Origin of the sequence: Sphingomonas natans, from assembly GCF_030546695.1 — a bacterium.
Lineage (GTDB): Bacteria > Pseudomonadota > Alphaproteobacteria > Sphingomonadales > Sphingomonadaceae > Sphingomonas_I > Sphingomonas_I natans.
Genome location: NZ_JAUOTP010000013.1, coordinates 1 through 26031, shown reverse-complemented (window position 1 = coordinate 26031; position 26031 = coordinate 1). Strand labels below are relative to the sequence as shown.

The window sequence follows — 26031 nt, the reverse complement described above, 5'->3', positions numbered from 1 at the left end:
CCAAGGCAGCCTGTAGCCTGAAACGACGTCCTATCGAGTGACTCCGGCCCTAGATCGGGCAACGAAGGCAGGAGGCGAGCATGGCGGATGATGCACGTGTGCGAATGTCACTGGGCCGCTGCGCGCTGGCGATATCCCTGCTGACCCTCCCCTTGCAGACCGCGCAGGCCGCGACGATGATCTCGGCCAGCGCCACCGCGTTCCTGTCGGACGTTCGCCTCGCCTCGGGGGCGACGGCGACCTTGACGCCGGCTGGCGCGGCCACCGGCACCGCCCCGCCCGCGTTCAGCGAGTCGACGGGGCCGGTTTCCTATTCGGGACGCCTCGACGTCGGGCCGGTCGCCACCGGGCCGCTCTATCTGAGCTTCGGCGCCAATAGCCTGACGAGCAGCGCGCAGGGCGATACGGAGTCTCCGGCCGGCAGCGCATCGACGATGCTGGCCTTCGCCGGCTTCGGCCTGCTCGTCGCCCAGACCGTGACGCGAGACAGCGACTTCGCGAGCTTTTCGGCATCGGCGCTGGGCTCGACGACGACGTTCGACGGCGCGAACTTCGTGGGCACGAGCAATGTCACCGAACTCTACGTCAATCGGGACAATCGCGACCCCGTTTTCTATTCGGATGCCGCCACGAGCTTCGCACCGAACACGATCGTCTGGGATCGGGATGGCCATCGCGTCGTCCTGAACGAGCAGATCCTGACCGAGAATATGTCTGGCGATGCCTTCGTCCGCTCGCTGACGACCAACGCCCTCCACATCCGCTTCACCGGCTATGCGATCCCGGGCAGCGCGCTCTCCGGCGACGTCATAGCCGGGCAAAGCCGCGTGAGCGTCTCGACGACCGCGGACGTGCCGGAGCCGGCGACCTGGGCGATGATGATGCTCGGCTTCGGGCTGATCGGGGCGACGATCCGCCGTCGAGGCGTCAGCCCGCCCGCGTTGGCACGAACCAGCGCGCGATGACGAGCCCCGACGCACACATCATCGCGAGATCGGCGACGAGGCCGTAGAGCGCGAAACGCCAGGCGCCGTGCATCCAGATCGGATCGCTGAGCGTGATCATGACGACCGTCGCTGCCGACAGCCCGACGACGAGCCGCGCGCGCGACGCGAAATCGGTGACCCGGCCGGCGACCGCATACAGGCTGAGCGCGATCATCAGCGAGACGACCACCTCGTGGATGAAGCCGCCGATCATCGCGCTGGGATCCGCGGTCGAAAAGCCGGCGCTGTTATAATTGACGAGCGCGGTCGGGCCCTTGCCGTAGAGCACCGCGCCGTTCGATGTCTCGGGATTGGGGATCAGATAATAGCCGGTCGCAGACAGGTTCTGCGCGAGCGACAGCTGAACGGCCGCGCTTTGTGCCTCGGTCGCGCTGGAAAAAGCGATCTTGTTGAGCGGCGTCGCCCAGAACAGGAAGCCGGCGATGAACATCGCGACTCCGCCGGCAATGCTGCCGAGTAGGACCTTGATCATGGTTTCGCCTCCCTCTTCGCGAGGCGAAGGCTAGATCAAGCCGTCGCGCTCATCAATTTTCGCGCGAATCCGATCAATCCGGTCTGGCGCGAACGACGCAAACGCTCGGCCTGCAGGATCGTACGCACTTCTTCGAAGCATTGATCGACGTCGTCGTTGATCAGCACATAATCATAGCCGTCCCAATGGCTGATCTCGGATGCGGCGCGCTGCATGCGACCGGCGATCACATCCTCGTCATCGGTGCCGCGGCTCGCGAGCCGGCGGCCGAGTTCCTCGACCGAGGGCGGCAGGATGAAGACGCGGACGACATCGCCGCCCGCTTTCTGGAACAGCTGCTGCGCGCCCTGCCAATCGATGTCGAACAGGACGTCGCGGCCGGCCGCCAGCATGTCGAGCACGGGCTTTTCGGGCGTGCCGTAGCGATGATCGAAGACGTGCGCCCATTCGATCAGCTCGCCCTCCGCCACCATCTCCTTGAAGCGGGGCACGTCGACGAAGTGATAATCCTTGCCGTCGACCTCGCCCGCGCGCGGCGGCCGCGTCGTGACCGAGACGGACATGGCGATATCATCGTCGCCGGCGAGCAACATCCGCGCGATCGTGGATTTGCCCGCGCCGGAGGGCGAGGAGAGGACGAAGAGGACGCCGCGATGATCGAGGCCGTGACGAGGCATGCGCGCTCTTGTCGCCGCGAAGCCGTGCCGTCAACATGGCTTCATGGCCGAGACCTTCATTTGCCTGCTGCGCGCCGTGAATGTCGGCGGGCGCAAGCTCGTCATGGCCGATCTGCGCGCCGCGGCGGAGGCGGCCGGCTTCGAGGCGTTCCGGACCTATATCCAGAGCGGCAATTTGCTCTTTTCGGCGAAGGGCAACGAAGCCGAGGCGGAAGACGCGATCGAGGCGCTCATCGAGACCGCGTTCGGATTGAAGGTTATCGCGCTGGTGCGATCGGCGCGCCATTTCGCCGAGATTGCCGAGGCGAATCCCTTTCCCGAGGCGTTGCCGAACCAGCTGCATCTGTGCCTGACGAAGCATCCGCCCTATTCCGATGCATCCGCGACGCTCGCGGCGCGCGCGCTGGCGGGGGAGCGCATCGCGCTGGCGGGCGGCGCGCTGTGGATCGATTTCGCGCGCGGGGTCGGCAACAGCAAGCTTACACCGCCGCTGCTCGACAAGGCGGCGGGATCGACGCTGACCGCACGCAACTGGAACACCGTCCAGAAGCTGATCGAGATGGTGGGCGAATGAGCGGCCGGCGCACGGCCGCCGCCGCCCTGCTGATGCTTGCCGCCACCGCCGCGATCCTGCTGGCGATGGGACGGCCGCCGATCTGCACCTGCGGCCATGTCGCATTGTGGCACGGCGCGATCGATGCCGGGAACAGCCAGCATATCGCCGACTGGTATTCGCCGAGCCATCTGATCCACGGTCTGCTTTTCTACGCGGCGGGCTGGGCGCTGCTGCGGCGCTGGCCGGTGGCGGCGCGCTATTTGCCGGCATTGGCGATCGAAGCGGCGTGGGAATTGCTCGAGAACAGCCCGATGATCATCGATCGCTATCGCACCGCGACGATGGCGCTCGGCTATGAAGGCGACAGCGTGCTCAATTCGCTGTGCGACATCGGCTTCATGTCGCTCGGCTTCTGGCTGGCGCGCCGGCTGCCGGTGGCAGCGTCGATCGGCATCGCGATCGGGTTCGAACTGCTGACACTCGCGGTGATCCGCGACAATCTCACGCTCAACGTGCTGATGCTGGTCTGGCCGATCGAGGCGGTCCGGACGTGGCAGGCCGCGATCGGCTGAGTCCGGTTCGTCGCATATTTCGGTGCCGCAAAAGAGCGGCAATTCCCCGGCCACGCCCAAATGCAATCAGGCGCTCACAAGGAGCCGCCTTCATGCCCTGTTACCGCCTCTTCCATCGCAGTGCCCAGACCGGCCGCATCGTCGACAGCGAAGTGCTGGGCGACTGCGCCGACGATCGGGAGGCGCTGATGCGCCTCGCCGATCATATGCGCGGGTTGGAAACCGAATTGTGGGAGCGCGGCCGGCTCGTCGCGATCCTCAAGAGCGCGGCGCAGGCCGCCTGATCGATCAGACCTTGGGAGCCTTGCGGCTGTCATAGGCCTTCTTGGCGACATAGGCGCCGCCGAGGATCAGGCCGAGCGGCCCCAGGCGACGCAGCAAGGCCGGGACGGTCGCGCCGATCACCGCGCCCTTGACGCCGCTATCGCCGTCGCGACGATCCAGCTGACGGCCTACGAGCGCGCCGATAATCTTGCCGATCATGCATTTAGGTCCTTCTGTTCGCCGAAAATCTCATCCTTGGCGAGGCCGAGCCCGCGCAGGACCGCCCAGCCGATCGCGTAGGTGATCACGACGGGAATCGCGACTTTCAGCACGTTCGCGGTGATCGCACCGACCAGCGCGCCGTCCGCGGCGCTGTCGTCGCCGCTGACCGAATCGATCGCGCCACCTACCAGCGCTCCTATCGTCGTCGCACTCACATCAACCTCCCGGGATAGTCGGCCATGGAGCGCGCGACCGGCCGTTCGGTTCCGCCCCCGTGACGACGTTATCGCCCGAGCATCGTCTCCGCGACGACGAAGCGATCGAAGGTATCGTCGTTGACAAGCCCCAGCGCCTTACCCGCCTCACGCAGGGTCAGCCCCTCATGATGCGCATGCTTGGCGATCTTGGCGGCATCGTCGTAACCAATCGCGGGCGCGAGCGCGGTGACGAGCATCAGCGAGCGATCGAGCAATTCGGCGATGCGCGCACGATTGGGCTCGAGTCCGTCGAGCGCGCGCTCGCGGAAGCTGTCCATGCCGGTCGCGAGCAGGTCGATCGAGCGCAGCACGGCGGCGCCGATCAGCGGCTTGAACACGTTGAGCTCCATATGCCCCTGCATGCCGCCGATCGTGACCGCGACATGATTGCCCATTACCTGCGCCGCGACCATCGTCAGCATCTCGCACTGCGTAGGATTGACCTTGCCGGGCATGATCGAGCTGCCGGGTTCGTTCTCGGGCAGCGAGAGTTCGCCCAAGCCGCAACGCGGGCCCGAGCCGAGCAGGCGGATGTCGTTGGCGATCTTGGTCAATGAAACGGCGAGCCCATTGAGCCGCCCCGAAAAGTCGACGAGCGTATCGTGGCTCGCCAGCGCCTCGAACTTGTTGGGCGCGGTCTCGAACGCGAAGCCGGTGATCGCGCTGATCTCGCGCGCAATATCCTCGCCGAAGCCCTTGGGCGCGTTGAGCCCCGTCCCCACCGCGGTGCCGCCCTGCGCGAGCTTCGACAGGCCATGCTCGATCAGCGGCACGGTGCGCGTCCGCGCCAGCCGGATTTGCGCATAATAGCCCGAAAATTCGTCGCCCAGCGTCAGCGGCGTCGCATCCTGGAGATGGGTGCGGCCGATCTTGACGATATCGTCCCACGCCTTCGCCTTCTCCAGCAGCCCGGCCTCGAGCTTTTCGAGGGCGGGCACCAGCCGATCGCGCGAGGCCAATGCCGCGGCGACATGCATCGCGGTTGGAAAGCTGTCGTTCGAGGACTGGCTGCGATTGACGTCGTCATTGGGGTGGACGGGCGTCTTGCCGCCGCGCGTGCCGGTCAGCATTTCGTTGGCCCGGCCGGCGATGACCTCGTTGACGTTCATGTTGCTCTGCGTGCCCGAGCCCGTCTGCCAGATGACGAGCGGGAACTGATCGTCGAGCTGGCCCGCGACGATCTCGGCCGCGGCCGCCTCGATCGCGTCGGCCTTCTCGCTCTCCAATCCGTGCGCGCGATTCACCCGCGCCGCCGCCTGCTTCACGATCGCCAGCGCATGGACGATGCCGAGCGGCATCCGCTCGCTCGCGCCGAACGGGAAGTTGGCGATCGATCGCTGCGTCTGCGCACCCCAATACGCGTCGGCGGGCACGTCGATCGGTCCGAAGCTGTCGGTTTCGATGCGGGTCTCGGTCACGATGCGAAATCTCCTGCGTCTGGCGCGGCTGGGGGCGAAACCCTAGATGGCGTGTTCGTTCGCAGGAGCAACCATGGCCGATCTTTCCGCCTTCCCGATCACCACGCGCTGGCCCGCGCAGCATCCCGATCGCATCCAGCTTTATTCGCTGCCGACGCCCAACGGCGTGAAGGTCTCGATCGCGCTGGAGGAGATGGGGCTCGCCTACGAGCCGCACACGATCAATATCGGCGCGAACGAGACGTGGACCCCCGAATTCCTCTCGCTCAACCCGAACGGCAAGATCCCCGCGATCCTGGATCCCGACGGGCCGGGCGGGCAGCCGCTGGCATTGTTCGAGTCGGGCGCGATCCTGCTCTATCTCGCCGAGAAGAGCGGTCTATTCCTGCCAACCGATCCCGCGCGGCGCTACGAGACGATCCAGTGGGTGATGTTCCAGATGGGCGCGATCGGGCCGATGTTCGGCCAGCTCGGCTTCTTCCACAAATTCGCCGGCAAGGATTACCAGGACAAGCGCCCGCGCGACCGGTACGTCGCCGAGGTGACGCGCCTGCTCGGCGTGCTCGATGGCCGGCTCGCGGAGCGCAGCTGGGTCATGGGCGAGGACTATACGATCGCCGACATCGCCACGCTCGGCTGGGTACGCAACCTGATCGGGATGTACGAGGCGCGCGAGATTACCGGCTACGACCGGTTCGGCGCGGTGGATGCCTGGCTGCAGCGCGGGCTGGCGCGCCCGGCGGTGCAGCGCGGGCTGACGATACCGGCGCGGCCCTGATCAGACCGTCATCCTGAACTCGTTTCAGGATGCAGTACCCGGACTCTCCACGGTCATCGCGGTCGAGATTGCGGGCCATGGATCCTGAAACGAGTTCAGGATGACGGGATCAGCCGCCCAGGCGCACCCCGATCCACAAGGTCCGCGGCGTGCCATAGTCGATCGAGCCGCCCGCATTTCGGGTGATGACGTTGACGTCGAACACATTCTCGGCGCGCGCGACGAGCGTCAGGCCGTGCCCGACCGGCAGACTCGCCACCCCGTCCACCGTCGTCACCGCGGGCAGGATGTCGGTCTGGAGATCGTCCTCATATTGCTTGCCGATCCGGCGGACCGTCGCCGACAGCGACGGGCCCTTGGCCGGCGCCCAGGCGAAGGTGGCGTTAGCGGCGTTGCGCGGGCTCTGCGCGGGAATGAAGCCGTCGAGCTGCGCGGCATTGCCCGAGGCATGGACGCGCGACGCGTTGAACGCATAGCTCGCGGTCAGCGAAAAGGGCCCGTGGCGCAAGGCGGCGGACGCCTCGATCCCCTTGGCGACGATCGCATCGACATTCTGCCGGCGCCGGACATTGGTGGCGATCGTCACATTGGCGATCGCATCCTCCAGCCGGTTGGTGAAGGCGGTCGCGCTGAGCGACACGCCCGGAAGCGGGGTCAGGTCGATCCCCGCCTCGGCACCGCGCAGCCGCTCCAGCTTCAGATCGGCATTGGCCTGCGTCGTGATCGGCACGACCACGAACGGGCGATAGAGCTCGTTCGGCGTCGGCAGGCGGAAGCCCGTATAGGCGGCGGCACGGATCGCGAGCGGCCCGGCGACCTGCCAGCGCGCGCCGGCGCGGCCCGTGGCACGCGTGCCGTCGCGATCGGCATAAGCGGCATTGGTCGTCAGCACGCCGGCCGGGTTGCGCTCGCGCAGGAAACCGTCGGCGATGCTCCAGCGATCGACGCGGCCGCCGCCGGTCACGACCAGATCGCCCAGCTTCCATTCGTCCTCGACGAACAGGCCCGCGGTGGTCTGGTTGCCGCCGGCATTGCGGCGAAGCGTGAGCGCGCCCGTCGTCGCATTGTAGCCGTCCTCGAACAGTTCGCCCGAAGCGCGGCGCACATCGCCGCCGATCCGCAGCAGATGCGCGTCGCCGACGGGCGGGCGCAGCTCGATCTTGCCGCCGAGTCCCGTCGCGGGCGTATCGCGCTGGTTCAGCGTCATCCGAAAGGTCGTCGCGCTGATGACCTTGTTGGTGAAGTTGCGCGTCTGCAGATAGGCGATCGCGTCGACCGCCCAGGATCCGCGATGGATCAGCCGCACGCTCGCATCCTGGCCGTCGGTGCTGCTGTCCGCGCCCTTGAAGCGCAGGGTGCGATCGTCGCGCAGCACGCTGGCGCTGGCCTGCAGCTCGGTCAGCTCGTCGATCGGCGCGACCGCGCGGATCGAGGTCGACCAGTCGCGATAGCGCGCGCGCGCCGTCGCGGCGACGCGCTGGCTCTCGGGCGTCGTGTAGAAGCCGTCGCTGCGATCATAGCGGCCCGACACGGCGATATAGCCCGCGCCCACGTCCGGCGCCGCGGTCGCGGCGACCTGCACCGATCCGAAGCTGCCGTAGGAGGCGTTGGCGGCGAGCGGCGGCAATGCGTCGCGGCCCGCGCTGATCAGCTCGACCGTGCCCGACAGCGCGCCCGCGCCGAATGCGCCGCTGCCGCCGCCGCGCGTGACGCGGATCTCGGACAGGCGCTCGGCCGACAGTGCATTGAAGGGGACATAGCCGAAGAAGGGATCGGTGATCGGCACGCCATCGAGCAGCACGAGCGTCCGGCTCGAGGCATTGCCGCCGAGCGCGCGCAAAGTGAGGCCCTGCGCGGACGGGTTGGCGGATCGGCTGTCCGATCGGCGGAACTGCTGGAGCCCCGCGACATCGCCCAGCACATCCTCGATCCGGCCAGAGGCGTCGCCCGTCAGCCGCGCGCGATCGATCACAACGCTGTCATAGGCCCGATCGGATTCGGGGCGCGCGAGCGGCGCGCCGAGGACGACGATGTCCGACGGGGGGGATGACGGCTCGGCCGATGCCGCGCCTGCGCCCAAAGCGGTGACCGCCACACCGATCCTCAGAAATCCTCGCAAATCCTGCCCCTTCGCCACCGTCTTGCCGCCTCCCGGCGTCGCCGCCATAGTGACAGAATCAGCATGGCGCGATCCCATCTCCGCGCTTTCGACGGAGCGATCGATGATCCTGCCGCGCGCATCCTCATCCTTGCATGCCGTCGCCGATCATTATGACGAACTCGATCCGCTCTATCGCGATCTGTGGGGCGAGGATCTTCATCACGGGATGTGGCGCACGGGCCGCGAGAGCACGCTGGAGGCCGTGACCGCGCTCAGCGACCTCGTCGGCCGGACGCTCGATGTCGCGCCGGGAGACGGGCTCGTCGATATCGGCTGCGGCTATGGTGCGACCACGCGCCGCTTCGCCGCCGCGGGCGCGATCGTCACCGGGCTGTCCGTCTCCGAGACGCAGATCGCACGGGCTGCCCCGCGTGAAAGCGTGACATTGCGGGTCGAGGACTGGCTGGAGAACTCGTTGCCCGATGCGTCGTTCGATGGCGCTTATGCGATCGAAAGCTCGGAGCATATGGCCGACAAGCCCGCCTTCTTCGCGCAGGCGGCGCGCGTGCTGAAGCCGGGCGGGCGCCTCGTCGTCTGCGCGTGGCTGGCCAACGATCCCGTGCCGCGCTGGCAGGTGGAGCATCTGCTCCGGCCGATCTGCGAGGAAGGGCGATTGCCGTCGATGGCCACCGCCGCCGAATATGAGGTGATGGCCAAGCAGGCAGGTTTCAGCGTCCGGAGCTATGCCGACATCAGCGGCTCGGTCGCCAAGACCTGGACGATCTGCCTCGGCCGCTTCCTGCGGGCCTTCGTCACGCGCGCCGACGTGCGCCGGATCGCGCTGTCCGGCCGCAATCGCGATTTCGCGCTGAGCCTGCCGCGGCTGATCCTCGCCTATCGCACCGGCGCGATGCGCTACGGCGTCTTCCGCTTCGACCTGCCGTCAGCGCCCGGGACCTAACGCGCCCGATCCGTCCGGGCGATGGCGACGCTGGCGAGCAGTGTTTCCGCCTGGGCCGTCGAATAGCCGGCAGCCTTGAAGGCGAGCAGCTCGGACTTGGCGACATTATAGCCGCTGTGCCAGGCCAATACGGCGAAGCGCCGCAGCGCTTCCAGCCGGGTGTCGGCAAGCTGCGGCTTGTGCTCGAGCCCGAACAGACGGCTCATGAGGCGCGACAGGCGGCCGGGCGCGGACAGACTCGACAGCCCGTCGCGGCGCGAGAAGAGGATCGTCGTCCATTCGAGCGGAGAGAATTCGGCGACCTCGCCGCGCGCGGCGGCGTGGCCGGTGAAGGCATCCAGCGGTGCCGCTTGCGCATAGGCCGCATTCAGATCGAGATATCCCATCCCTCGTCTCCCTCACGCCGGACGATCGCCTTCGGATCCTTGTCGCGTGCGCCGCGTGAACGCAGCCTGTCACGCAGCGCCGACAGTCGCGACGGAGCCGCGCATCCTGCATCGGATCTTGAAAGCGGCGCCGCGGTGGCGCTCGCCCTGCGGGAACGTCGCTATGCCGATGCCCCGAGGAGGTCAAATCCTTTCTGTACCGTAAGGAATAAAATGCGGGACTGTGTCCCTTAATCCTCTACCAGCACCTGGTTTCGCCCATTTTCCTTGGCCTGGTACAGCAGCGCATCGGCGGCGGCGATCGCCTGATCGAGGCTCTTTTCGCCGAAGCGGGCGATGCCGGCCGAGAAGCTGAGCAGCCCGAGCGGCTGATCGGTCGCGCGCAGCTTGACCTTGCGATTGGCGAGATCCTCGCGCGCGCGGTTCAGGATCGTGAACGCCTCGTCGGGCGTGACCGCGCCGTTGAAGATCACGAGGAATTCCTCGCCCCCCCAGCGCGCGAGGAAATTCTGACCGCAGCTTTCCTTGATCGAGGCGGCGACGAGCTTGAGCACGCGATCGCCGACGACATGGCCGTAGCGATCATTGACCGTCTTGAAGCGATCGATGTCGCAGATGGCGAGCAAGGGCCGCTGATCGGGGGTCATGCCCTGCAGCCTGGCGAGTACGCCGCGGCGATTGTGGAGGCCGGTCAGCGAATCATTGTGCGCATCGCCCTTGGCGGTCTCGACCTCCTGGCGAAGATCCTCGATCTGCTTGGCGGCCTTGGCGAGCTGCGTCTCGGTGCGCGTGGAGCGCTCGATCATCGTCGCGACGAGTTCGGCGATCGCGACCGTGCCCGCGAGCAGAGTCTGCTCCGCCTCCAGCGCGCGGCCGAATTCGCCGGTCTCCTCGACGGCGGTGGCGGCGAGCTCGGCAAGGCGCAGCGTATGCCGGCGGACCTTGGCATGATCCTCGCTCTCGCCTTTCTCCTCTTCCTTCGGGCCGTGCGCGGCGAGGATCCGGCCGACGTCGTCGGACGTGAGGCGATCGCCGTTCATCAGCACGGCATCCACCGCGCGCGCGGCAAGGCCTTCGCTATTGGTGACGATGAGGAATCCGAGCGCATAATTTTGCGGCGTGGCGGGAAGCTGCTGGCGCGACAGGAAGCCGAGAACATTGGGCCCCACGTCTTCGGCGACGGCGGCGCTTGCAGTGCTTTGGGTACTGGATACGCGGCGGGCCAACATGCTGAACCTCCTTCAGTGAGGTGGAATTTCTTGAGCCGGATGCGTAACGGCCAAAGGCAAACAATCCGTTGCCGAAGCCCGGTTTGTTTTGTGTCAGCACACATTTTGTAAGGCGAACTGCCGATCAGGCGATGCGCTGGAGCCGGGTGACGAGGCGGTCGCGCGCAGCGAGCGTATCGGCGGCGTGGCCGTGGAGCAGATCGCGCGCGAGGAAATGACCGGTCAGCGCGAGCGCATCGAACAGATCGGGCCAGTCGCCCGCGCCGCCTTCCAGCAGAAAGGCAGGCAGCCGCAGCAGCTTGTCGCGATAGATGTCGCCCGCCGCGCGCGAGACCGCGCCGCCGCTCTTCGGGCTGACGAACACGAGATCCTCGCGCGCGCCCGTGGCGACGCAGGCAGACAGATCGAGCCCGAAGCCCAATTCGGCGAGGACCAGCAGTTCGTAACGCGCGAGCGCCGCCGTCCAGCCCCGCGCCGAGGGCGCGGCGGCGATCGCGGCGAGCGTCCCCTCCAGCGCGGCATAGACACGCGGATAAGGCTGGCCCTCGGGCAGCGAGGCGGTGGCGAGCGCGGTAGTCCATTCGATCGCCATCGCCGCAAGCGGCTCGGCATGCAGCCCTGCCCGGCTCTCGACCAGCTCGGCAACCAGCGCGGGCAACTGATCCTCGCTCCGCGCGCGCCAGTCGCCGCGAATGCGGTTGCCGGGGATCAGGACGGGACGCAGGCGACGCGAGCGCCCGCCGCGCACATAGCCCGCGATCAGCCCGTCCGCGGGCGTGAGCGCGCGGACGACCGCGCCATGTTCGCCATGCGCGCGGACCGCGCAGACGATCGCCTCCGCCTCGATATGCATGACAGCGATGTAGGGGGCCGCGCGCGCGGTGGCGAGATGCGTCGTCCCGGATGGCCGCCCCTCCGGCCAGCGGGGGAGGCCGTGGGCCGGGCGAACCCGGAACGACGCTGACGCAGATACGATACGCTACCGATACGCGCGACGATCACGCCGCCTGCTCTGGCTAGCCGCGGCTGATGACCAGCGCGCAAAGAGCGAAGGTTAAAATGGCGACAGGCATGTTTTTCGCCGGAGCCTGATCGCGGGCCTCACCCGCTCGGATGGAAATAATCGTAGATCAGCCGCGCCATCGCCGCCGAGATGCCGGGCGCGCGCTGGAGATCCTCGAGCCCCGCGCCGCGCACCGACTTGGCCGTGCCGAAATGCATGAGCAACGCCTTCTTCCGCGCCGGACCGATGCCGGGCACGTCGTCGAGCGGGCTCGCGACGAACGCCGCCGCGCGCTTCGTGCGGTGCGCGCCGATCGCATAGCGATGCGCCTCGTCGCGCAGCCGCTGGAGATAGAAGAGCACGGGCGATCCGGGCGGCAGCATCGATTCGCGCCCGTCGGGCAGATGGAAATGCTCGCGCCCGGCATTGCGATCCGGCCCCTTCGAGATGCCGACGACGGGGACGTCGTGGACGCCCATTTCCTCCAGCGTCTTGAACACCGCCGAGACCTGCCCCTTGCCGCCATCGATCAGCAGCAGATCGGGCCATTCGCCCGAGCGCCGATCGGGATCCTCCCGCTCCAGCCGCGCGAAGCGGCGCTCCAGCACCTCGCGCATCATCGCGAAATCGTCGCCGGGAGCGGTTTCGGGGCGCTTGATGTTGAACTTGCGATACTGGCCGTTGCGGAAGCCCTCCGGCCCGGCGACGACCATCCCGCCGACCATGTTGGTGCCCATGATGTGGCTGTTGTCGTAGATCTCGATCCGGTTGGGCACCGCCTCCAGCTCGAACAGGTCGGCGACCTCCTTCAGCAGCCGGTTCTGCGTCGCGCCTTCGGCCAGGCGGCGATCGAGCGCCTCGACGGCATTGCGCGTCGCCTGGGCGAGCAGGCGCTTCTGCTCGCCACGCTGCGGCACCTTGAGCACGACCTTGCGCCCGGCCTTCTCGCCCAGCGCCTCGGTGACGAGTTCGGCTTCGGGCAGGACGCGATCGATCAGGACGAGCCGCGGCGGGGGCACCTCCTCGTAGAATTGCATCATGAACGAGGTCAGCACCTCGTCCTCGGGCACTTCGGCGGTGTGCGTCGGGAAGAAGGCGCGATGCCCCCAATTCTGGCCGCCGCGGATGAAGAAGGCCTGGATGCCGATATGGCCCTGCTTGCAGGCGAGCGCGAACACGTCGGCATCGTCGACGCCCTCGGCGTTGATCGATTGCGTGCCCTGGATGAAGGTCAGCGACTTCAGCCGATCGCGCATGATCGCGGCCGATTCGAAGTCCATCGCCTCGGCCGCGGCGGTCATCTGCGCGCCTAGCTTCTGCTGGACCTTGGTAGAGCGGCCGCCGAGGAAATCGGACGCATCGGCGACGAGCTCGGCATAATCTTCCTTGCTGATCCGATCGACGCAGGGCGCCGAGCAGCGCTTGATCTGATGGAGCAGGCAGGGACGCGTGCGATTGGCGAAGAAGCTGTCGGTGCACGAGCGCAGCAGGAACAGTTTCTGGAGCGCGGTCAGCGTCTTGCGCACCGCCCCCGCCCCCGCGAACGGCCCGAAATACTGCCCCTTGGCGCGGCGTGCGCCGCGATGGAGCTGGACGCGCGGAAAGGCATGATCCTCGCGCAGCAGGATGAAGGGGAAGCTTTTGTCGTCGCGCAGCAGCACATTGTAGGCGGGGCGGAAGCGCTTGATCAGCTGCGCCTCCAGCAGCAGCGCCTCGGCCTCGGTATTCGTGGTGACGACGGTCAGCCCGCGCGTCTGCGCGACCATCCGGCTCAGCCGCTTGGGCAGGCGCGTGACCTGCGTGTAATTGGTCACGCGATTCCGCAGCGAGCGCGCCTTGCCCACATACAGCACGTCGCCGCGTATGTCGGTCATGCGATAGACGCCGGGGCGCTGCGGCAGCGTCTTCAGGACGTTGCGGATCGCGGCGACCCCCGCCTCGAGATCGGGCGCGGAGCCGTCGCCGCGCACGCTATAGGTCTGCTTCTCCTCGGAGAAACGGTCGGGACTGTCGGGACGATCGCTCACGCCCGCGATTTAGGAGCGGCGCGCCGCGCGCGCCAGCGTCGAGACGCTTAGCTGGCGTTCAGCCTGCGAGGATTATGAGCCGCCGCATGAGCGAGACGCCCGACCTTCCCGAACTCGACCAGCCCGAGATCCACGACAAGAGGCTGAACCGCGCCGTCGCGATGACGGTCGTCGCCCTCTCGGTGTCGATGGCGCTCGCCAATATCAAGGACGGCAATATCGTCCAGAACATGCAGGCCGCGCAGGCGACGCAGGTCGATACGTGGAACGAATATCAGGCGACGCGGCTCAAGCTGCACATGGAGGAGATCGCCGCCGTGGCGCCCGGTGCGGATGCGGTGCGGGCGAAAGCGGAGATCGCCAAATATACGGCGGAATCGGCGCAGCTGAAGGCGCAGGCCGCCGCGGCGAAGGCCGATTACGATCACAACAATTATCGCGACGACCAGTTCGACCTGTCCGACGGCCTCGCCTCGATCGCGCTGGCGACGACGGCGATCGCGGCATTGGTGGAATTGTGGGGTCTGCTCTGGTTCGGCTGGGGCGCGGGTGCCCTGGCGGTTTTGTTCTGCGTCGCGGGCTTCGCGCAGCTGCCGATCCATCCGGACTGGATCGTGGGGTGGCTGACCTGAGCCGAGCCCTCTCCCGTCTTCGGGACTGCTACAAAAAACGAAAACCCTTTCCTTCGTTTGCCCTGAGCTTGTCGAAGGGCCGTACTCTTTCTTGAACCCTTTCAAGAGAAGAACGGTGCTTCGACAGGCTCAGCACGAACGGCTTTTAGGGTTGGATCTCTTTTTGCAACGATCTCGCCTGCGGACGAGATACCGTAAGTCAGTTCGCCCGCTGGCCCAAACCGGCGATCGTGCGGTCGACGAGCGCCTTGTCGCCGCTCGCGTCGAGCTTCTCGCCGATGATCTGCGCCGCTGCGGCGGCGGCGGCGTTGGCGGTGGTGGCGCGCAGTTCGGCGAGCGCGATGCGCTCGGCGGCGGCGATCTTGTCCTCGGCCATCTTGCCGCGGCGCGCGATCAGCGTCTCGGCGTCGCTCTTCGCCTTCTCGACGATCAGCGCAGCCTCGGCATGCGCATGGCTGACGATCGAGGCGGCGTCGCCCGCGGCGGCGAGCGCCTTCTTTTCATATTCGGACCTAAGCGCCTCGGCTTCGGCACGAAGCTTGGCGGCTTCGTCGAGCTGGGCGCGGATGCCGGCGATCTTCTTGTCGAGCGATGCGGCGATCGCGGCCGGCACCTTCTTCCACAGGATGATCGCGATCACGACGAGCATCGACAGAGCGACCCAGCCGCCCGGCGGCAGGCCGAGCGCGGTCATCTCGCCATGCTCGATCGTCTCGGGATTGGCGAGCGTGGTGGCGGTGAGTTCGGTGCCGGCGACTTCGGCCATCTTAAGTTCCTTATGCCGCCAGCGCGGACTTGACCGCGCGTGCGGCCTCGGCACGATCGACGTTCAGGTCGGACACGCGCGCGACGATCTCCTGCGCGGCCTCGGCGGCGACATTCTCGATCCCCGCGAATGCCTCGGCGAGCTGCGCCGCGAGCTTGGCCTCGGCCTCGACGGCCTTGGCGTGGACCGCGGCGTCGGCGGCCTTCACCTTCGCTTCGGCATCCAACGTCGCCTGATGCTTGGCGGCGGCCGTCTCCGCCTGCGCGGCGGCACGGCTCTCGTCGAGCTTGGCGAGATAGGCTTCCTCGGCCGCGTCGGCCTGCGCGCGCGCAGCCTCGGCAGCGGCGAGATCGCCTTGGATGCGCGCGTCGCGATCCTCGATCGTCTTCTCGATCTTCGGCAGCATCGCCTTGCCGATGCCGAAATAGAGGAGCGCGAAAACGATCACGAGCCAGAAGAACTGGGACGCGTAGATTTCGGCGATCTGGTCTATCTGAGGCATCGGCTTGGGAAGGCCTTACGAAGTTGAGGAAGTTGAGGCTCTAGGCCTGTTTACTTGACGACGAACAGGATCAGGATCGCGATGACGAACGCGATCAGGCCCAGAAGCTCGGCGGCAGCGAAGCCGATGAACAGGCGGCCCTGCTGGCCGTCGGCCGCGCCCGGATTGCGCAGCGCGCCTTCGAGGAACGAGCCGAAGACGTTACCCACGCCGAGTGCGGCCATGCCAACGCCGATGGCTGCGAGACCGGCGCCGATATACTTGGCAGATGCGAGATCCATGAGTCTTCCCTTCTTTGAACTATGAAATGTAAGTATTTGAAATCAGTGAAGATTGATCGCGTCGTTAAGGTATAGCGACGTGAGCAGAGCGAACACATAGGCCTGGATCGCCGAGACCAGCAATTCCAGCGCCGACACGCCGATGATCATGATGAACGACAGGATGCTGACGCCGTAGCCGATCCCGCCCGCGTTGAGCCCCTGGACGACGAAGCTGGCGAACACATCGAGCAGGATGTGCCCCGCGGTCATCGCCACGAACAGTCGCAGGCCCAGGCTGAACGGGCGCACGAGAAAGCTCATGAACTCGATCGGCGCGACGAGGATCGCGATATACCAGGGCGTGCCGTACGGCACGAACAGCGAGAAGAAGTGGAAGCCGTGCTTGGCGAAGCCGACGATGACGACGATGCCGAAGCTGAAGAAGGCCAGGATCGCGGTGAGCGTGATGTGGCTCGTCACCGTGAACGGGTGGACGCCCGGGACGACGCCGAGCGGGATCAGCCCGATCAGATTGGCGAACAGGATGAACATGAAGAGCGAGAAGACATAAGGCGTGAACGCCCGGCCCTTCGGCCCGATATTCGCATCCATCATGTTCGTGATGAAGGAGGACATGCCCTCCACCGCGGCCTGCCAGCGGCCGGGGACGAGCTGCCGCTTCATGCCGCCGAGCATGAACAGCCACAGCCCGGCCAGCGTCAGCACCATGAAGAGCGCGCTGTTCGTGAAGGCGATATTGTGGCCCGCAATGGACCAGTCGGCGCCGAACAACGGCTCGACCTTGAACTGGTGCATCGGATCGATGCCGGAGCCCTCAGCCGCCACTCTTCTTGTCCCCGTTCTGTTGCAGCCGAAGCGCCCGGATCACTCCGCGCGCTGGCTCGAAATCCGCATGATGTTCCGGAAGGCGACCGCGATCCCGAGGACCATCAGCACCAACAGGAGCCAGGGCGATGTGCCCAGCCAGCCATCCAAGAGCCAGCCGATCAGCGCACCACCGGCGGGACCCGCGATCAGTTCCGTCAACACGCGGCTGCCCTGGCTATAGCCCTTGCCAGGCTCGCGCTGCACCGTGCCGGTTCTGACCTTCTCGGCGTCTGCGGCGGCCTTCAGCCGCTGATCCAGCGACGTCAGCCGGACATCCTGACCGATCGGATCCTGCCCGGTTTCATCCTCCGCCACGGCAATCCTCCTCATTTATCGGGAAAGCTGCCGCACCGGCGGGCGATCCCGTCAGGCGCGCACCCTCTAGGAAAGGGGTTCCGCCGAGTCAACCGAACGGTACCCCGCAGGGGCGATGGACGGTTGTCAGCGCCGAAAGCCGCGCTAGCCTCAGCACCATGAGCGACGTCGATCCCGCGCAGGACACGAGCGGCCACCGCGCGCGGCTGCGGCGGCGGCTGATCGAGGGTGGGGCCGAGGCGCTGCTGGATCACGAGCTGATCGAATATCTGCTCGCGCTCGCCATTCCGCGCCGCGACACGAAGCCGATGGCGCGCGCGCTCCTGGCCGAATTCGGTGGCCTCGGCGCCCTGCTCAGCGCCGACAGCGAGACGCTGGCCCGTGCCGACGTCAGCGAGACCGCGATCGGCGCGCTGCGCATCGCCCAGGTGGCGGCGCTGCGCCTGCTGAAAAGCGGAATCGCCGATCGGCCCGTGCTCGCGAGCTGGCAGGCGCTGTCCGATTATCTTCACGCGGCGATGGCGCATCGCGCGACCGAATCCGCGCGCGTGCTGCATCTCAACACGAAGAATGTCCTGATCCGCGACGAATTGATCTCGGAAGGTTCAGTCGATCAGGCGGCGATCCATGTCCGCGAGGTCGTCCGCCGCGCGCTGGAGCTGCAATCCTCGGCGATCATCCTCGTCCACAATCATCCGAGCGGCGATCCGAGCCCGTCCAAGCAGGACATCGCGATCACGCGCGAGATCATCGCCGCCTGCCGGCCGCTGAACATCTCCGTCCACGATCATGTGATCGTGGGCAGCAAGGGCCAGTCGAGCCTGCGATCGATGGGGCTGATCTAGCGGCCTTACTTCTTGACGGCGCCGATCTTGGGGGCCGCTGCCGTCGCGGCGACTTCGCGGCCGATGACCTGCATCATCCGCTGGCGCGACTGGAGGCGCGTCACGCAGGCGTTCATCGCCGGCCCCATCCCCGGCGGGGTCAGCGTCTTGGCGATCTGGATGATCGAGGCCTTCAACTGCGGCTGCGTCATGCGGGCATCGATGCGGCCGAGGAAGAAGTGCGACGCCTCGATAGCGAGCTGCTTGCGCTGCGGATCCTTGTCGGTCGCGGCGAAGGCGTTGCTGACGAGCAGGCAGCGCACGTCGGACGCGGCATCCTGCGCGATCGCGGGCGTGGCGCCGATCGCGAGGCCGAGGACCGCGGAGAACAGGAGACGAGAGCGCATCGCAGGGCCTTTTGATCGGAGGACGCCGCCCTCTGGCACAAAGCCGTGGCGATGGCGACGGCCAGACGCCGCATTGAACCCCGCTTGTCCCGCTGCTACCCGCGCGCCGACTTTCCAACGAGGCGACCCATCCCATGATCCCGCGCTATTCGCGGCCGCAAATGACGGCCATCTGGACGCCCGAGAACCGTTTCCGCATCTGGTTCGAGATCGAGGCGCATGCGACCGAGGCGCTCGGTGAGCTCGGCGTGGTGCCCAAGTCCGCGGCGAAGGCGCTGTGGGACTGGTGGGCGACCAACCCGGCGATCGACGTCGCCGCGATCGACGCGATCGAGGCGGTCACCAAGCATGACGTGATCGCCTTCCTGACCTGGGTGGCCGAGCAGGTCGGCGACGAGGCGCGCTTCATGCACCAGGGCATGACCTCGTCCGACGTGCTCGATACCGCGCTGGCGGTGCAGCTGGCGCAGGCGAGCGACCTGCTGCTCGCCGATATCGATGCCTTGCTCGCGGCGATCGAGCGGCGCGCGTTCGAGCACAAGATGACGCCGACGATCGGCCGCAGCCACGGCATCCATGCCGAGCCGGTCACGTTCGGACTGAAGCTGGCCGAGGCCTATGCCGAATTCCAGCGCAACCGCGTGCGCCTCGTCGCGGCGCGCGCCGACATCGCGACCTGCGCGATCTCGGGCGCGGTCGGCACCTTCGCCAATATCGATCCGAGCGTGGAGGCGCATGTCGCCGCCAAGCTCGGCCTCGCGGTCGAGCCCGTCTCGACGCAGGTGATCCCGCGCGATCGGCATGCGATGTTCTTCGCGACCCTGGGCGTGATCGCGTCGTCGATCGAACGGCTCGCGACCGAGGTGCGCCATTTGCAGCGCACCGAAGTTCTGGAGGCCGAGGAATATTTCTCGCCGGGACAGAAGGGCTCGTCGGCGATGCCGCACAAGCGCAATCCGGTGCTGACCGAGAATCTCACCGGCCTCGCGCGGATGGTCCGCGGCTATGTGACCCCGGCGCTCGAGAATGTGGCTTTGTGGCACGAGCGCGACATCAGCCATTCGTCGGTGGAGCGCTATATCGGGCCGGACGCGACGATCACGCTGGATTTCGCGCTCGCGCGGCTGACCGGCGTCGTCGATAAACTGCTCGTCTATCCGGCACGGATGCAGAAGAATCTCGATCGGATGGGCGGGCTCGTCCATTCGCAGCGCGTGCTTCTCGCGCTGACGCAGGCGGGGTTCAGCCGCGAGGCCTCCTATGCGCTCGTCCAGCGCAACGCGATGAAGGTCTGGGAATCGGATGGCGAGCTTTCGCTGCTCGAACTGCTGAAGGCCGATCCCGAAGTGACGCTGTCGGACGAGGCGCTCGCCGAGAATTTCGATCTCGGCCACCATCTCAAGCATGTCGAGACGATCTTCGGGCGGGTCTTCGGGCGTAGCTGAGCCGTCAGGCCGATCAGTGGGTGAGCGGCGCCAGCTCGACATGGCGGCGCCGCAGCCGGCTGGTGATGAGCGAGAGATGCGCGGCGAGGATATTCTCGCCGTTCCGCTGAAGCGTCGCCTCCGCCTCCAGCAACAGCAGGAGGCAGCGATCGATTTCGTCGGATGACATGATCATGACACTCACGCCGCTTACCAAGCCGCGGAGGATCATGCGCCTATTCGGGCGAAGATACTACTATCTCTTTGTAAATACTATCAAAGTGGCGGTTTGGCGTCGCTTTGGGCGGGTTCGATGCCGGCGCTGCCGATCGATTGCTCGACGAGCCCCGCGCGCAGCATCAGCCAGAAGAGCAGGATGCCGGGCAGCGCGATCACGGTCGTCAGCAGGTAGAAGTTCACATAGCCCATCGCCTCGATCAGCGCGCCGGCGGTCGTGCCGGTAAGCAGGCGGCCGACGATGCTCGCCGCTGCCGAGATCAGCGCATATTGCGAGGCGGTGAAGCGCAGGTCGCACAGAGCCGCGAAATAAGCGGTGACGGTGACGCCGCCGATCCCGCTCGTGAAATTCTCGAAGCTGATCGCGCCCGCCATCGCCCAGTTCGAATGGCCCGATGCCGCCAGGCCGGCGAAGCTGAGGTTCGAGACCGCCATCAGCACGAGGCTGATCATCACCGACCGCTTCACGCCGAGCCGCGCATAGAGATAGCCGCCGACGAAGATGCCGATCAGATAGGCCCAGAAGCCCGCGCCGACATCGTACACTGCAATCTCGTCATTGGTGTAGCCGAGGCTGTCGAACAGCAGGCGGAAGGTGAGGTTGGCGAGCGTATCGCCCATCTTGGCCAGGAGGATGAAGGCCAGCACCAGAATCGCGCCCTTGCGGCTGAAGAACTCCACGAACGGGCCGAGCACGGCCGTGAACGCCTCGCTCATGCCCTTGCGGGCCGGGGGCTCGCGGTGGCGCGGCGGCTCGCCGATGAGCAGGGCCGTGACGACCGCAGGCAGCGCGAAGACGGTGCAGAGCAGATAGGCGCCGGTCCAGCCGATCCGCGCGGCCATCACCAAAGCCAGCGCGGCGGCGAGCTGCGATCCGATCCGCCAGCCATATTGGGTCATGCCCGATCCCGGCCCGAGCTGGCGCGGTTCGAGCAGTTCGATCCGGTAGGCATCGATGACGATATCGTAGGTCGATCCCGCGACCGCGACGACCACGGCGGCGACGCCCGTCCACCACAGGCTGGCGGCCGGATCGACGATCGCGAGATTGGCGACGGCGGCGATCACCAGCGCACCCGCCAGGATCATCCACGACACGCGCTGGCCGAGCCGGCCGAGCAACGGGATCCGCACCCCATCGATCATCCACGCCCATAGGAACTTGAGATTATAGACCAGGAAGGCCAGCGCGAAGGCGGTGACCGTCTTCTTCTCGATGCCCGACTGGGCGAGCCGCGTCGTGAGCGTCGCCGCGATCATCGCATAGGGAAAGCCCGACGAGACGCCGAGGAAGAAGGACGCGAGCGGCGCCTTCTCGACATAGGGCTTGATGCCCGAGAAGAAGCTGCGGGATGGCGCGTCGATCGTGGCGGTCATGCTGCCGGTGTAACGGGATCACCGGGCCTGTCGAGCGGCGCCCCTCAGAACAGCGTGAACCCGCGCGGCATTCGCTTGGGCTTGCGACCCGCCATGCTCGCATCGACCGCGTCGATCGCGGCGAGCAGATCGCGCGGGGTGTAGGGCTTGGCGAGGCAGCCGACGGCCAGTTCCTGCGCCTCGACCGGACAGGCGCCCGTCACGAAGATCAGGGGCACGCCCGCATCGCGCGCGGCATGCGCGACGTCGAGGCCCGTGCCGCCGTCCGAGAGGCGCACATCGGCCAGGACGAGGTGCAGCGGCTGCCCGTGGATCGTCCGAATCGCATCGTCGACCGTATCGACCGAGGCGACGACCAGATAACCGGCATCCTGGAGCAGATATTCATTGTCGAACGCGACCAGCGGCTCATCCTCGACGATGAGGATGCGATTGATGCTGGTCGTGACCTTTTCCCGCTTGCTGAACAACGCCACGCCGCTCGCTCCCACCGACCGCCCGAACCCAACCCAGGCACGCGGACTTGACGCCTCACCGCTTTCGCCCGACCAAGCCTGTCCCACTTGAACGGAACATGCATGGCCCGGCGCCTGACCCTCTACATCCTCCTTGCGATGCTCATCGGCATCCTCACCGGATTCGCGCTGAACCAGACCGTATCCGATCCTGCTGACCTCGCAACGATCACCGGCGGCTTTTCGATCCTCACCGATATTTTCCTGCGCCTGATCAAGATGATCATCGCGCCGCTGATCTTCGGAACGCTCGTCGCGGGGATCGCGCATATGGGCGATACGTCGGCGCTGGGGCGGATCGGCGGACGCGCGATCGGCTGGTTCGTGCTGGCGAGCCTCGTCTCGCTCGCGCTGGGGCTCCTGTTCGTCAATCTGTTCCAGCCGGGCGTCGGGCTGGATCTGCCCCTGCCGCCCGTCACCGCGGCGAGCGGCGTGGTCAAGCCGCCCTTCTCGCTCCACGATTTCTTCGTCCATCTCGTGCCGAGCTCGATCATCGATGCGATGGCGAAGAACGAAGTGCTGCCGATCGTGATCTTCTCGGTCTTCTTCGGGATCGCGCTGACCGCGGTCGGCGAGAAAGGCGCGCCGATCGTGCGCGGGCTGGAATCGCTCGTCAGCGTGATGCTGCAGGTGACCGATTATGTGATGAAAGCCGCGCCGGTCGCGGTGTTCGCCGCGGTCGCCAATGCCGTCGCCAACCAGGGGCTCAGCATCCTCGTCACCTATGGCTGGTTCATGGGCGGATTCTTCCTGGCTCTGCTCGTGCTGTGGGCCTTCCTGTATGCGGTCAGCTACGCGCTCATCGGCAAGCAGACGAGCACGCTGATCCGCTACGTGCGCGAGCCGTTCATGATCGCCTTCTCGACCGCCTCGTCGGAAGCAGCCTTCCCGCGGCTGCTGGAGGCGCTCGACAAGTTCGGCGTGCCCAAGCGCATCGCCAGCTTCGTGCTGCCGCTGGGCTATTCGTTCAATCTCGACGGCTCGATGATGTATTGCAGCTTCGCGACGATGTTCATCGCGCAGGCCTATGGCATCCATATCGGCTTCGGGCAGCAGATCATCATGATGCTGCTGCTGATGGTGACCTCGAAGGGCATCGCCAGCGTCCCGCGCGCGAGCCTCGTCGTCATCGCCTCGACCTTGTCCTTCTTCAACATTCCCGAAGCCGGGCTGCTGCTGATCCTCGCGGTCGATCATTTCCTCGACATGGGGCGCACCGCGACCAACGTGCTCGGCAATGCGGTGGCGACGGTGCTCGTGACCAAATGGGAGGGCGCGTTCGAGAAGATCGAGAGCGACGACATGGCGCCGTTGCCCGCCCCGGCCCATACGCCCGCGGGCGGCAAGGCCGGCCTGGACCTCGACCCCAACCGCTGATGCGCCACTTCCTGTTAGTGCCGGCCGCCCTGCTCTTCGTCGCCGCGACGAAGGCGCCGCCGCCGCCGCCCAAGATGCCCGCCAAGGCCGTGTCGAAGCCGCAGGCGGCGAAGACGCCGATGCCCGCGCCCGTGCCGATGCCCGTCGCGGTGCCGCGCGCGCAGCAATTGAACCGGATCGACGGACTGTTTGCGCGCTGGAACCGGCCCACCACGCCCGGCTGTGCGCTGGAGGTGGCCGAGGGCGGGCAGCCGATCGCGCTGCGGGCTTATGGCTCGGCGGATCTGGAGCATGTGACGCCGATCCACGCGAACACGGTGTTCGAGGCGGGATCGGTCTCCAAGCAGTTCACCGCGGCGGCGATCCTGCTGCTCGTCGAGGAGGGCAAGCTCCGGCTCGACGACGACGTCCGCAAATATGTGCCCGAACTGCCGGCGCGCGACGAGCCGATCCAGATCCGGCATCTGCTCAACCATACGAGCGGGCTGCGCGACTGGGGCGCGGTCGCCGAGCTCGCCGGCTGGCCGCGTGGCACCGCGGCCTACGGAATGGACGATGCGCTCGCGATCATCGCCCGCCAGAAGCAGCTCAATTTCCGCCCGGGCGCCGAATATAGCTATTCGAACAGCGGCTATACGCTGGCGGCGTTGATCGTTTCGCGCGTGTCCGGGATGAGCTTCCCGCGCTTCACCGCCGAGAAGATCTTCCGGCCGCTGGGCATGGCATCGACCGGCTGGCGCGACGATTTCCGGCGCGTGCTGCCCGGCCGCGCGATCGCCTATTCGGCCAAGGGCGTCGTCTACGAACAGGATATGCCGTTCGAGAGCGCCTATGGAAATGGCGGGCTGCTGACGACGGTGGGCGATCTGACGCGCTGGAGCGAGGCGCTGCTGGCCGGGCGGATCGGCCGCAACGTCGCCGCCGAGCTCCAGCAGCGCGGCGTGCTGAACGACGGCGTGGCGATCCAATATGCGCGCGGGCTCGTCGTCACGCGCTTCGCGGGATTGCCCGAAATCTCGCATGCGGGATCGACCGCGGGCTATCGCGCGTGGCTGGCTTTCTATCCCTCGCGCCGGATGTCGGTGGCTCTGCTGTGCAGCAGCGCGGATGCCAATGCGCCCGATCTCGGCCGCGCAGTCGCCTCGATCCTGCTGGGGCCGACGCCCGCGCCGCCCCGGCAGGCCGATGTCGGCGTGCCGGCCACGGTCGGCCAGGTCGCCGGCCTCTATCTCGACGCGCACGACCAGCCGCTCACGATCGTGGACGACAAGGGCAAGCTGCGCATCGCGGGCGGCGGCGCCTTGTTCCCGCTTTCCTCGGATCGCTTCCGGATGGGCGACGATAGCGAATTGAGCCTCGCCGCGCCCGGCGAGCTGAGCATGACGACCCCCGACGGGCGCGCGCGCTTCCGGCGCATCCCGCCCATCTCGGGACTCGTCATCGCCGATTATGCTGGCCGCTATTCGAGCGAAGAGGTAGGCGCGGCCTATCGCGTGATCGCCGGCGACAACGAGATCAGGCTCCGGCTGGAAAATCGCCCGCAGATCGAGCTGCGCGCCAAGCCGATCGGACCCGATCTGTTCGAGGCGCGCGGTGCGATGGTGCGCTTCCGGCGCAACGCCGCGGGCAAGATCGATGCGCTCGCGATCAGTATTCCCCGCGCGTTCGACGTGCGTTTCAATCGGATCGAGTAATGGCCGAACCTCAACGTATCGCCAAATTGCTCGCCCGCGCGGGAGTCGCCAGCCGCCGCGAGATCGAGCGGATGATCGAGGAGGGGCGCATCGCGATCGACGGCGTCGCAATCGAGACGCCGGCGACGATCGTCAAATCGCTCGCGGGCGTCACCGTCGACGGGCAGCCCGTCGCCGAGCCCGATTTCGCGCGGCTCTTCCTCTACCACAAGCCTGTCGGCCTGCTGACCGCGGCCAACGATCCGGCGGGCCGCAAGACGATCTACGATCGCATGCCCGCGGAGCTGCCACGCGTCGTGCCGGTCGGGCGGCTCGATCTCAACACCGAAGGGCTGTTGCTGCTGACCACCGACGGCGGGCTCAAGCGCCAGCTGGAGTTGCCCGCGACCGGGCTGGAGCGCACCTATCGCGCGCGCTGCTACGGCAATGTCACGCAGGCCGATCTCGAGACGCTGAGCGACGGGATCGAGATCGAGGGGATCCGCTACGGATCGATCAACGCCAATCTGGAGCGGCGCACCGGCGCCAATCAGTGGATCGAGCTGCGCCTGCGCGAGGGTAAGAATCGCGAAGTGCGGCGCGTGCTGGAATTCCTCGGGCTCGAGGTCAATCGCCTGATCCGCACCGCCTATGGCCCGTTCATCCTCGCCGATCTGCCGCCGGGCGGCGCGGTGGAGGTGCTGCAGCATGATCTGGTCGGCTTCCTGAAGGACCTGAAGGCGGATCCGGCCGCGCGCGTGGCGTTCGGCACGACGATGCCGCCGAAGACGACCCCCGTGCTCGGCGCCCCGCGCACCGTGGCGCCGACGCGGGCGGCGGGGACGGCGCGCCCGGTGCGTCCGGCCGCCGGCGCAAGCGAGCGTCCTGCCCGGCCTGCCGG

31 protein-coding genes are annotated in these 26031 nt (G+C 66.9%); 12 read left to right on the top strand and 19 right to left on the bottom strand.

What is annotated here, in order from left to right; all coding sequences use genetic code 11:
- Window positions 1-80: 80 nt before the first annotated feature.
- The gene (locus Q4F19_RS21220) at window positions 81-965 is read left to right on the top strand and encodes a PEPxxWA-CTERM sorting domain-containing protein (protein ID WP_303546843.1); all 885 of its coding nucleotides are present in this window, start codon (window positions 81-83) and stop codon (window positions 963-965) included.
- Here Q4F19_RS21220 and Q4F19_RS21215 read toward each other — a convergent pair.
- Together Q4F19_RS21215 and gmk are read right to left on the bottom strand one after the other, a co-directional pair.
- Complete coding sequence (locus Q4F19_RS21215; RefSeq protein ID WP_303546841.1) at window positions 928-1479, bottom strand: hypothetical protein; 552 nt, start codon at window positions 1477-1479, stop codon at window positions 928-930. The two genes, Q4F19_RS21220 and Q4F19_RS21215, sit on opposite strands and share 38 nt — an antisense overlap.
- 35 nt (window positions 1480-1514) lie before the next feature.
- Window positions 1515-2156, bottom strand: coding sequence for a guanylate kinase (gmk, locus tag Q4F19_RS21210; RefSeq protein WP_303546839.1), 642 nt, complete (start codon window positions 2154-2156; stop codon window positions 1515-1517).
- A 43-nt stretch (window positions 2157-2199) separates the two neighbouring features.
- Here gmk and Q4F19_RS21205 point away from each other — a divergent pair, with 43 nt between their 5' ends.
- From Q4F19_RS21205 to Q4F19_RS21195, 3 genes are all read left to right on the top strand, one after another.
- Window positions 2200-2730 (top strand): DUF1697 domain-containing protein, encoded by a 531-nt coding sequence (locus Q4F19_RS21205; RefSeq protein ID WP_303546837.1) that lies wholly within the window; start codon window positions 2200-2202, stop codon window positions 2728-2730.
- A complete protein-coding gene (locus tag Q4F19_RS21200; RefSeq protein WP_303546836.1) occupies window positions 2727-3284 on the top strand; it encodes a DUF2585 domain-containing protein in 558 nt (185 codons plus the stop codon). Before Q4F19_RS21205 ends, Q4F19_RS21200 begins: the two co-directional genes overlap by 4 nt.
- A gap of 92 nt (window positions 3285-3376) precedes the next feature.
- A complete protein-coding gene (locus Q4F19_RS21195; RefSeq protein ID WP_303546835.1) occupies window positions 3377-3568 on the top strand; it encodes a hypothetical protein in 192 nt (63 codons plus the stop codon).
- Between the two features lie 4 nt (window positions 3569-3572).
- Here Q4F19_RS21195 and Q4F19_RS21190 read toward each other — a convergent pair whose 3' ends face one another.
- From Q4F19_RS21190 to fumC, 3 genes are all read right to left on the bottom strand, one after another.
- Window positions 3573-3767: a hypothetical protein gene (locus Q4F19_RS21190; RefSeq protein WP_303546834.1), complete on the bottom strand. Its 195-nt coding sequence runs from the start codon at window positions 3765-3767 to the stop codon at window positions 3573-3575.
- On the bottom strand, window positions 3764-3985 hold the full coding sequence (locus Q4F19_RS21185) for a hypothetical protein (RefSeq protein WP_303546832.1): 222 nt from the start codon (window positions 3983-3985) through the stop codon (window positions 3764-3766). The genes Q4F19_RS21190 and Q4F19_RS21185 overlap by 4 nt, the downstream gene beginning before the upstream one ends.
- Window positions 3986-4053: 68 nt before the next feature.
- On the bottom strand, window positions 4054-5445 hold the full coding sequence (fumC, locus tag Q4F19_RS21180) for a class II fumarate hydratase (protein WP_303546831.1): 1392 nt from the start codon (window positions 5443-5445) through the stop codon (window positions 4054-4056).
- Window positions 5446-5518: 73 nt separating this feature from the next.
- Here fumC and Q4F19_RS21175 point away from each other — a divergent pair, with 73 nt between their 5' ends.
- On the top strand, window positions 5519-6223 hold the full coding sequence (locus tag Q4F19_RS21175; RefSeq protein ID WP_303546829.1) for a glutathione S-transferase N-terminal domain-containing protein: 705 nt from the start codon (window positions 5519-5521) through the stop codon (window positions 6221-6223).
- Window positions 6224-6332: 109 nt separating this feature from the next.
- Here the strand turns inward: Q4F19_RS21175 and Q4F19_RS21170 are convergent, their stop codons facing one another.
- Entirely contained in the window at window positions 6333-8390 is a 2058-nt protein-coding gene (locus Q4F19_RS21170; RefSeq protein WP_303546827.1) for a TonB-dependent receptor plug domain-containing protein, read from the bottom strand.
- Between the two features lie 55 nt (window positions 8391-8445).
- On the opposite strand from Q4F19_RS21170, the gene Q4F19_RS21165 reads away from it, so the two are divergent.
- Window positions 8446-9285 (top strand): methyltransferase domain-containing protein, encoded by an 840-nt coding sequence (locus tag Q4F19_RS21165; protein WP_303546826.1) that lies wholly within the window; start codon window positions 8446-8448, stop codon window positions 9283-9285.
- Here Q4F19_RS21165 and Q4F19_RS21160 read toward each other — a convergent pair.
- From Q4F19_RS21160 to uvrC, 4 genes are all read right to left on the bottom strand, one after another.
- Window positions 9282-9671: a hypothetical protein gene (locus Q4F19_RS21160; protein WP_303546823.1), complete on the bottom strand. Its 390-nt coding sequence runs from the start codon at window positions 9669-9671 to the stop codon at window positions 9282-9284. The two genes, Q4F19_RS21165 and Q4F19_RS21160, sit on opposite strands and share 4 nt — an antisense overlap.
- A gap of 230 nt (window positions 9672-9901) precedes the next feature.
- Window positions 9902-10900, bottom strand: coding sequence for a GGDEF domain-containing protein (locus tag Q4F19_RS21155; protein WP_303546821.1), 999 nt, complete (start codon window positions 10898-10900; stop codon window positions 9902-9904).
- A gap of 124 nt (window positions 10901-11024) precedes the next feature.
- The gene (gene recO, locus Q4F19_RS21150) at window positions 11025-11753 is read right to left on the bottom strand and encodes a DNA repair protein RecO (RefSeq protein WP_303546819.1); all 729 of its coding nucleotides are present in this window, start codon (window positions 11751-11753) and stop codon (window positions 11025-11027) included.
- A 248-nt stretch (window positions 11754-12001) separates the two neighbouring features.
- Complete coding sequence (uvrC, locus tag Q4F19_RS21145) at window positions 12002-13930, bottom strand: excinuclease ABC subunit UvrC (protein WP_303546817.1); 1929 nt, start codon at window positions 13928-13930, stop codon at window positions 12002-12004.
- Window positions 13931-14016: 86 nt separating this feature from the next.
- Here uvrC and Q4F19_RS21140 point away from each other — a divergent pair, with 86 nt between their 5' ends.
- Window positions 14017-14562 (top strand): DUF4337 family protein, encoded by a 546-nt coding sequence (locus Q4F19_RS21140; RefSeq protein ID WP_303546816.1) that lies wholly within the window; start codon window positions 14017-14019, stop codon window positions 14560-14562.
- 199 nt (window positions 14563-14761) lie between these two features.
- On the opposite strand, the gene Q4F19_RS21135 is transcribed toward Q4F19_RS21140, so the two are convergent.
- The 5 genes from Q4F19_RS21135 to Q4F19_RS21115 form a co-directional block, all read right to left on the bottom strand.
- Window positions 14762-15256 carry a F0F1 ATP synthase subunit B family protein gene (locus tag Q4F19_RS21135; protein WP_303546893.1) on the bottom strand — a complete coding sequence of 165 codons (495 nt, stop codon included), beginning with the start codon at window positions 15254-15256 and terminating at the stop codon, window positions 14762-14764.
- A gap of 82 nt (window positions 15257-15338) precedes the next feature.
- A complete protein-coding gene (locus Q4F19_RS21130; RefSeq protein WP_303546815.1) occupies window positions 15339-15830 on the bottom strand; it encodes a F0F1 ATP synthase subunit B family protein in 492 nt (163 codons plus the stop codon).
- A gap of 50 nt (window positions 15831-15880) precedes the next feature.
- Complete coding sequence (locus Q4F19_RS21125) at window positions 15881-16111, bottom strand: F0F1 ATP synthase subunit C (RefSeq protein WP_303546813.1); 231 nt, start codon at window positions 16109-16111, stop codon at window positions 15881-15883.
- A 42-nt stretch (window positions 16112-16153) separates the two neighbouring features.
- Window positions 16154-16939 (bottom strand): F0F1 ATP synthase subunit A, encoded by a 786-nt coding sequence (locus Q4F19_RS21120; RefSeq protein ID WP_303546811.1) that lies wholly within the window; start codon window positions 16937-16939, stop codon window positions 16154-16156.
- Between the two features lie 39 nt (window positions 16940-16978).
- A complete protein-coding gene (locus Q4F19_RS21115; protein WP_431312443.1) occupies window positions 16979-17311 on the bottom strand; it encodes an AtpZ/AtpI family protein in 333 nt (110 codons plus the stop codon).
- A 143-nt stretch (window positions 17312-17454) separates the two neighbouring features.
- Between Q4F19_RS21115 and radC the strand changes: the two genes are divergently transcribed.
- A complete protein-coding gene (gene radC, locus Q4F19_RS21110) occupies window positions 17455-18141 on the top strand; it encodes a RadC family protein (protein ID WP_303546807.1) in 687 nt (228 codons plus the stop codon).
- A 5-nt stretch (window positions 18142-18146) separates the two neighbouring features.
- On the opposite strand, the gene Q4F19_RS21105 is transcribed toward radC, so the two are convergent.
- Window positions 18147-18527, bottom strand: a complete 381-nt coding sequence (locus Q4F19_RS21105; RefSeq protein WP_303546805.1) for a hypothetical protein — start codon at window positions 18525-18527, stop codon at window positions 18147-18149.
- A gap of 134 nt (window positions 18528-18661) precedes the next feature.
- On the opposite strand from Q4F19_RS21105, the gene purB reads away from it, so the two are divergent.
- Window positions 18662-19972, top strand: coding sequence for an adenylosuccinate lyase (purB, locus tag Q4F19_RS21100; protein ID WP_303546803.1), 1311 nt, complete (start codon window positions 18662-18664; stop codon window positions 19970-19972).
- A 13-nt stretch (window positions 19973-19985) separates the two neighbouring features.
- Here purB and Q4F19_RS21095 read toward each other — a convergent pair whose 3' ends face one another.
- From Q4F19_RS21095 to Q4F19_RS21085, 3 genes are all read right to left on the bottom strand, one after another.
- Window positions 19986-20147, bottom strand: coding sequence for a hypothetical protein (locus Q4F19_RS21095; protein ID WP_303546802.1), 162 nt, complete (start codon window positions 20145-20147; stop codon window positions 19986-19988).
- Between the two features lie 80 nt (window positions 20148-20227).
- On the bottom strand, window positions 20228-21565 hold the full coding sequence (locus tag Q4F19_RS21090; protein ID WP_303546800.1) for an AmpG family muropeptide MFS transporter: 1338 nt from the start codon (window positions 21563-21565) through the stop codon (window positions 20228-20230).
- Window positions 21566-21609: 44 nt separating this feature from the next.
- Window positions 21610-22041 carry a response regulator gene (locus Q4F19_RS21085; protein ID WP_303546798.1) on the bottom strand — a complete coding sequence of 144 codons (432 nt, stop codon included), beginning with the start codon at window positions 22039-22041 and terminating at the stop codon, window positions 21610-21612.
- Window positions 22042-22143: 102 nt separating this feature from the next.
- Between Q4F19_RS21085 and Q4F19_RS21080 the strand changes: the two genes are divergently transcribed.
- The 3 genes from Q4F19_RS21080 to Q4F19_RS21070 all read left to right on the top strand — a co-directional run.
- Entirely contained in the window at window positions 22144-23457 is a 1314-nt protein-coding gene (locus Q4F19_RS21080) for a dicarboxylate/amino acid:cation symporter (protein ID WP_303546796.1), read from the top strand.
- Complete coding sequence (locus tag Q4F19_RS21075; RefSeq protein WP_303546794.1) at window positions 23457-25151, top strand: serine hydrolase domain-containing protein; 1695 nt, start codon at window positions 23457-23459, stop codon at window positions 25149-25151. Before Q4F19_RS21080 ends, Q4F19_RS21075 begins: the two co-directional genes overlap by 1 nt.
- The coding region (locus tag Q4F19_RS21070; protein ID WP_303546792.1) for a pseudouridine synthase at window positions 25151-26031 on the top strand (881 nt) is incomplete at its 3' end. The genes Q4F19_RS21075 and Q4F19_RS21070, both read left to right, overlap by 1 nt.

Coding starts and splice junctions, on each gene's coding strand:
- gmk (WP_303546839.1), bottom strand. CDS start 2,156: ATGCCTCGTCACGGCCTCGATCATCGCGGCGTCCTCTTCGTCCTCTCC.
- Q4F19_RS21080 (WP_303546796.1), top strand. CDS start 22,144: ATGGCCCGGCGCCTGACCCTCTACATCCTCCTTGCGATGCTCATCGGC.
- Q4F19_RS21095 (WP_303546802.1), bottom strand. CDS start 20,147: ATGATCATGTCATCCGACGAAATCGATCGCTGCCTCCTGCTGTTGCTG.
- recO (WP_303546819.1), bottom strand. CDS start 11,753: ATGCATATCGAGGCGGAGGCGATCGTCTGCGCGGTCCGCGCGCATGGC.
- Q4F19_RS21175 (WP_303546829.1), top strand. CDS start 5,519: ATGGCCGATCTTTCCGCCTTCCCGATCACCACGCGCTGGCCCGCGCAG.
- Q4F19_RS21160 (WP_303546823.1), bottom strand. CDS start 9,671: ATGGGATATCTCGATCTGAATGCGGCCTATGCGCAAGCGGCACCGCTG.
- Q4F19_RS21105 (WP_303546805.1), bottom strand. CDS start 18,527: ATGCGCTCTCGTCTCCTGTTCTCCGCGGTCCTCGGCCTCGCGATCGGC.
- Q4F19_RS21215 (WP_303546841.1), bottom strand. CDS start 1,479: ATGATCAAGGTCCTACTCGGCAGCATTGCCGGCGGAGTCGCGATGTTC.
- Q4F19_RS21140 (WP_303546816.1), top strand. CDS start 14,017: ATGAGCGAGACGCCCGACCTTCCCGAACTCGACCAGCCCGAGATCCAC.
- radC (WP_303546807.1), top strand. CDS start 17,455: ATGAGCGACGTCGATCCCGCGCAGGACACGAGCGGCCACCGCGCGCGG.
- purB (WP_303546803.1), top strand. CDS start 18,662: ATGATCCCGCGCTATTCGCGGCCGCAAATGACGGCCATCTGGACGCCC.
- Q4F19_RS21115 (WP_431312443.1), bottom strand. CDS start 17,311: ATGAGGAGGATTGCCGTGGCGGAGGATGAAACCGGGCAGGATCCGATC.
- Q4F19_RS21205 (WP_303546837.1), top strand. CDS start 2,200: ATGGCCGAGACCTTCATTTGCCTGCTGCGCGCCGTGAATGTCGGCGGG.
- Q4F19_RS21075 (WP_303546794.1), top strand. CDS start 23,457: ATGCGCCACTTCCTGTTAGTGCCGGCCGCCCTGCTCTTCGTCGCCGCG.
- Q4F19_RS21130 (WP_303546815.1), bottom strand. CDS start 15,830: ATGCCTCAGATAGACCAGATCGCCGAAATCTACGCGTCCCAGTTCTTC.
- Q4F19_RS21125 (WP_303546813.1), bottom strand. CDS start 16,111: ATGGATCTCGCATCTGCCAAGTATATCGGCGCCGGTCTCGCAGCCATC.
- Q4F19_RS21200 (WP_303546836.1), top strand. CDS start 2,727: ATGAGCGGCCGGCGCACGGCCGCCGCCGCCCTGCTGATGCTTGCCGCC.
- Q4F19_RS21165 (WP_303546826.1), top strand. CDS start 8,446: ATGATCCTGCCGCGCGCATCCTCATCCTTGCATGCCGTCGCCGATCAT.
- Q4F19_RS21135 (WP_303546893.1), bottom strand. CDS start 15,256: ATGACCGCGCTCGGCCTGCCGCCGGGCGGCTGGGTCGCTCTGTCGATG.
- Q4F19_RS21155 (WP_303546821.1), bottom strand. CDS start 10,900: ATGTTGGCCCGCCGCGTATCCAGTACCCAAAGCACTGCAAGCGCCGCC.
- Q4F19_RS21190 (WP_303546834.1), bottom strand. CDS start 3,767: ATGATCGGCAAGATTATCGGCGCGCTCGTAGGCCGTCAGCTGGATCGT.
- Q4F19_RS21195 (WP_303546835.1), top strand. CDS start 3,377: ATGCCCTGTTACCGCCTCTTCCATCGCAGTGCCCAGACCGGCCGCATC.
- Q4F19_RS21090 (WP_303546800.1), bottom strand. CDS start 21,565: ATGACCGCCACGATCGACGCGCCATCCCGCAGCTTCTTCTCGGGCATC.
- Q4F19_RS21170 (WP_303546827.1), bottom strand. CDS start 8,390: ATGGCGGCGACGCCGGGAGGCGGCAAGACGGTGGCGAAGGGGCAGGAT.
- Q4F19_RS21220 (WP_303546843.1), top strand. CDS start 81: ATGGCGGATGATGCACGTGTGCGAATGTCACTGGGCCGCTGCGCGCTG.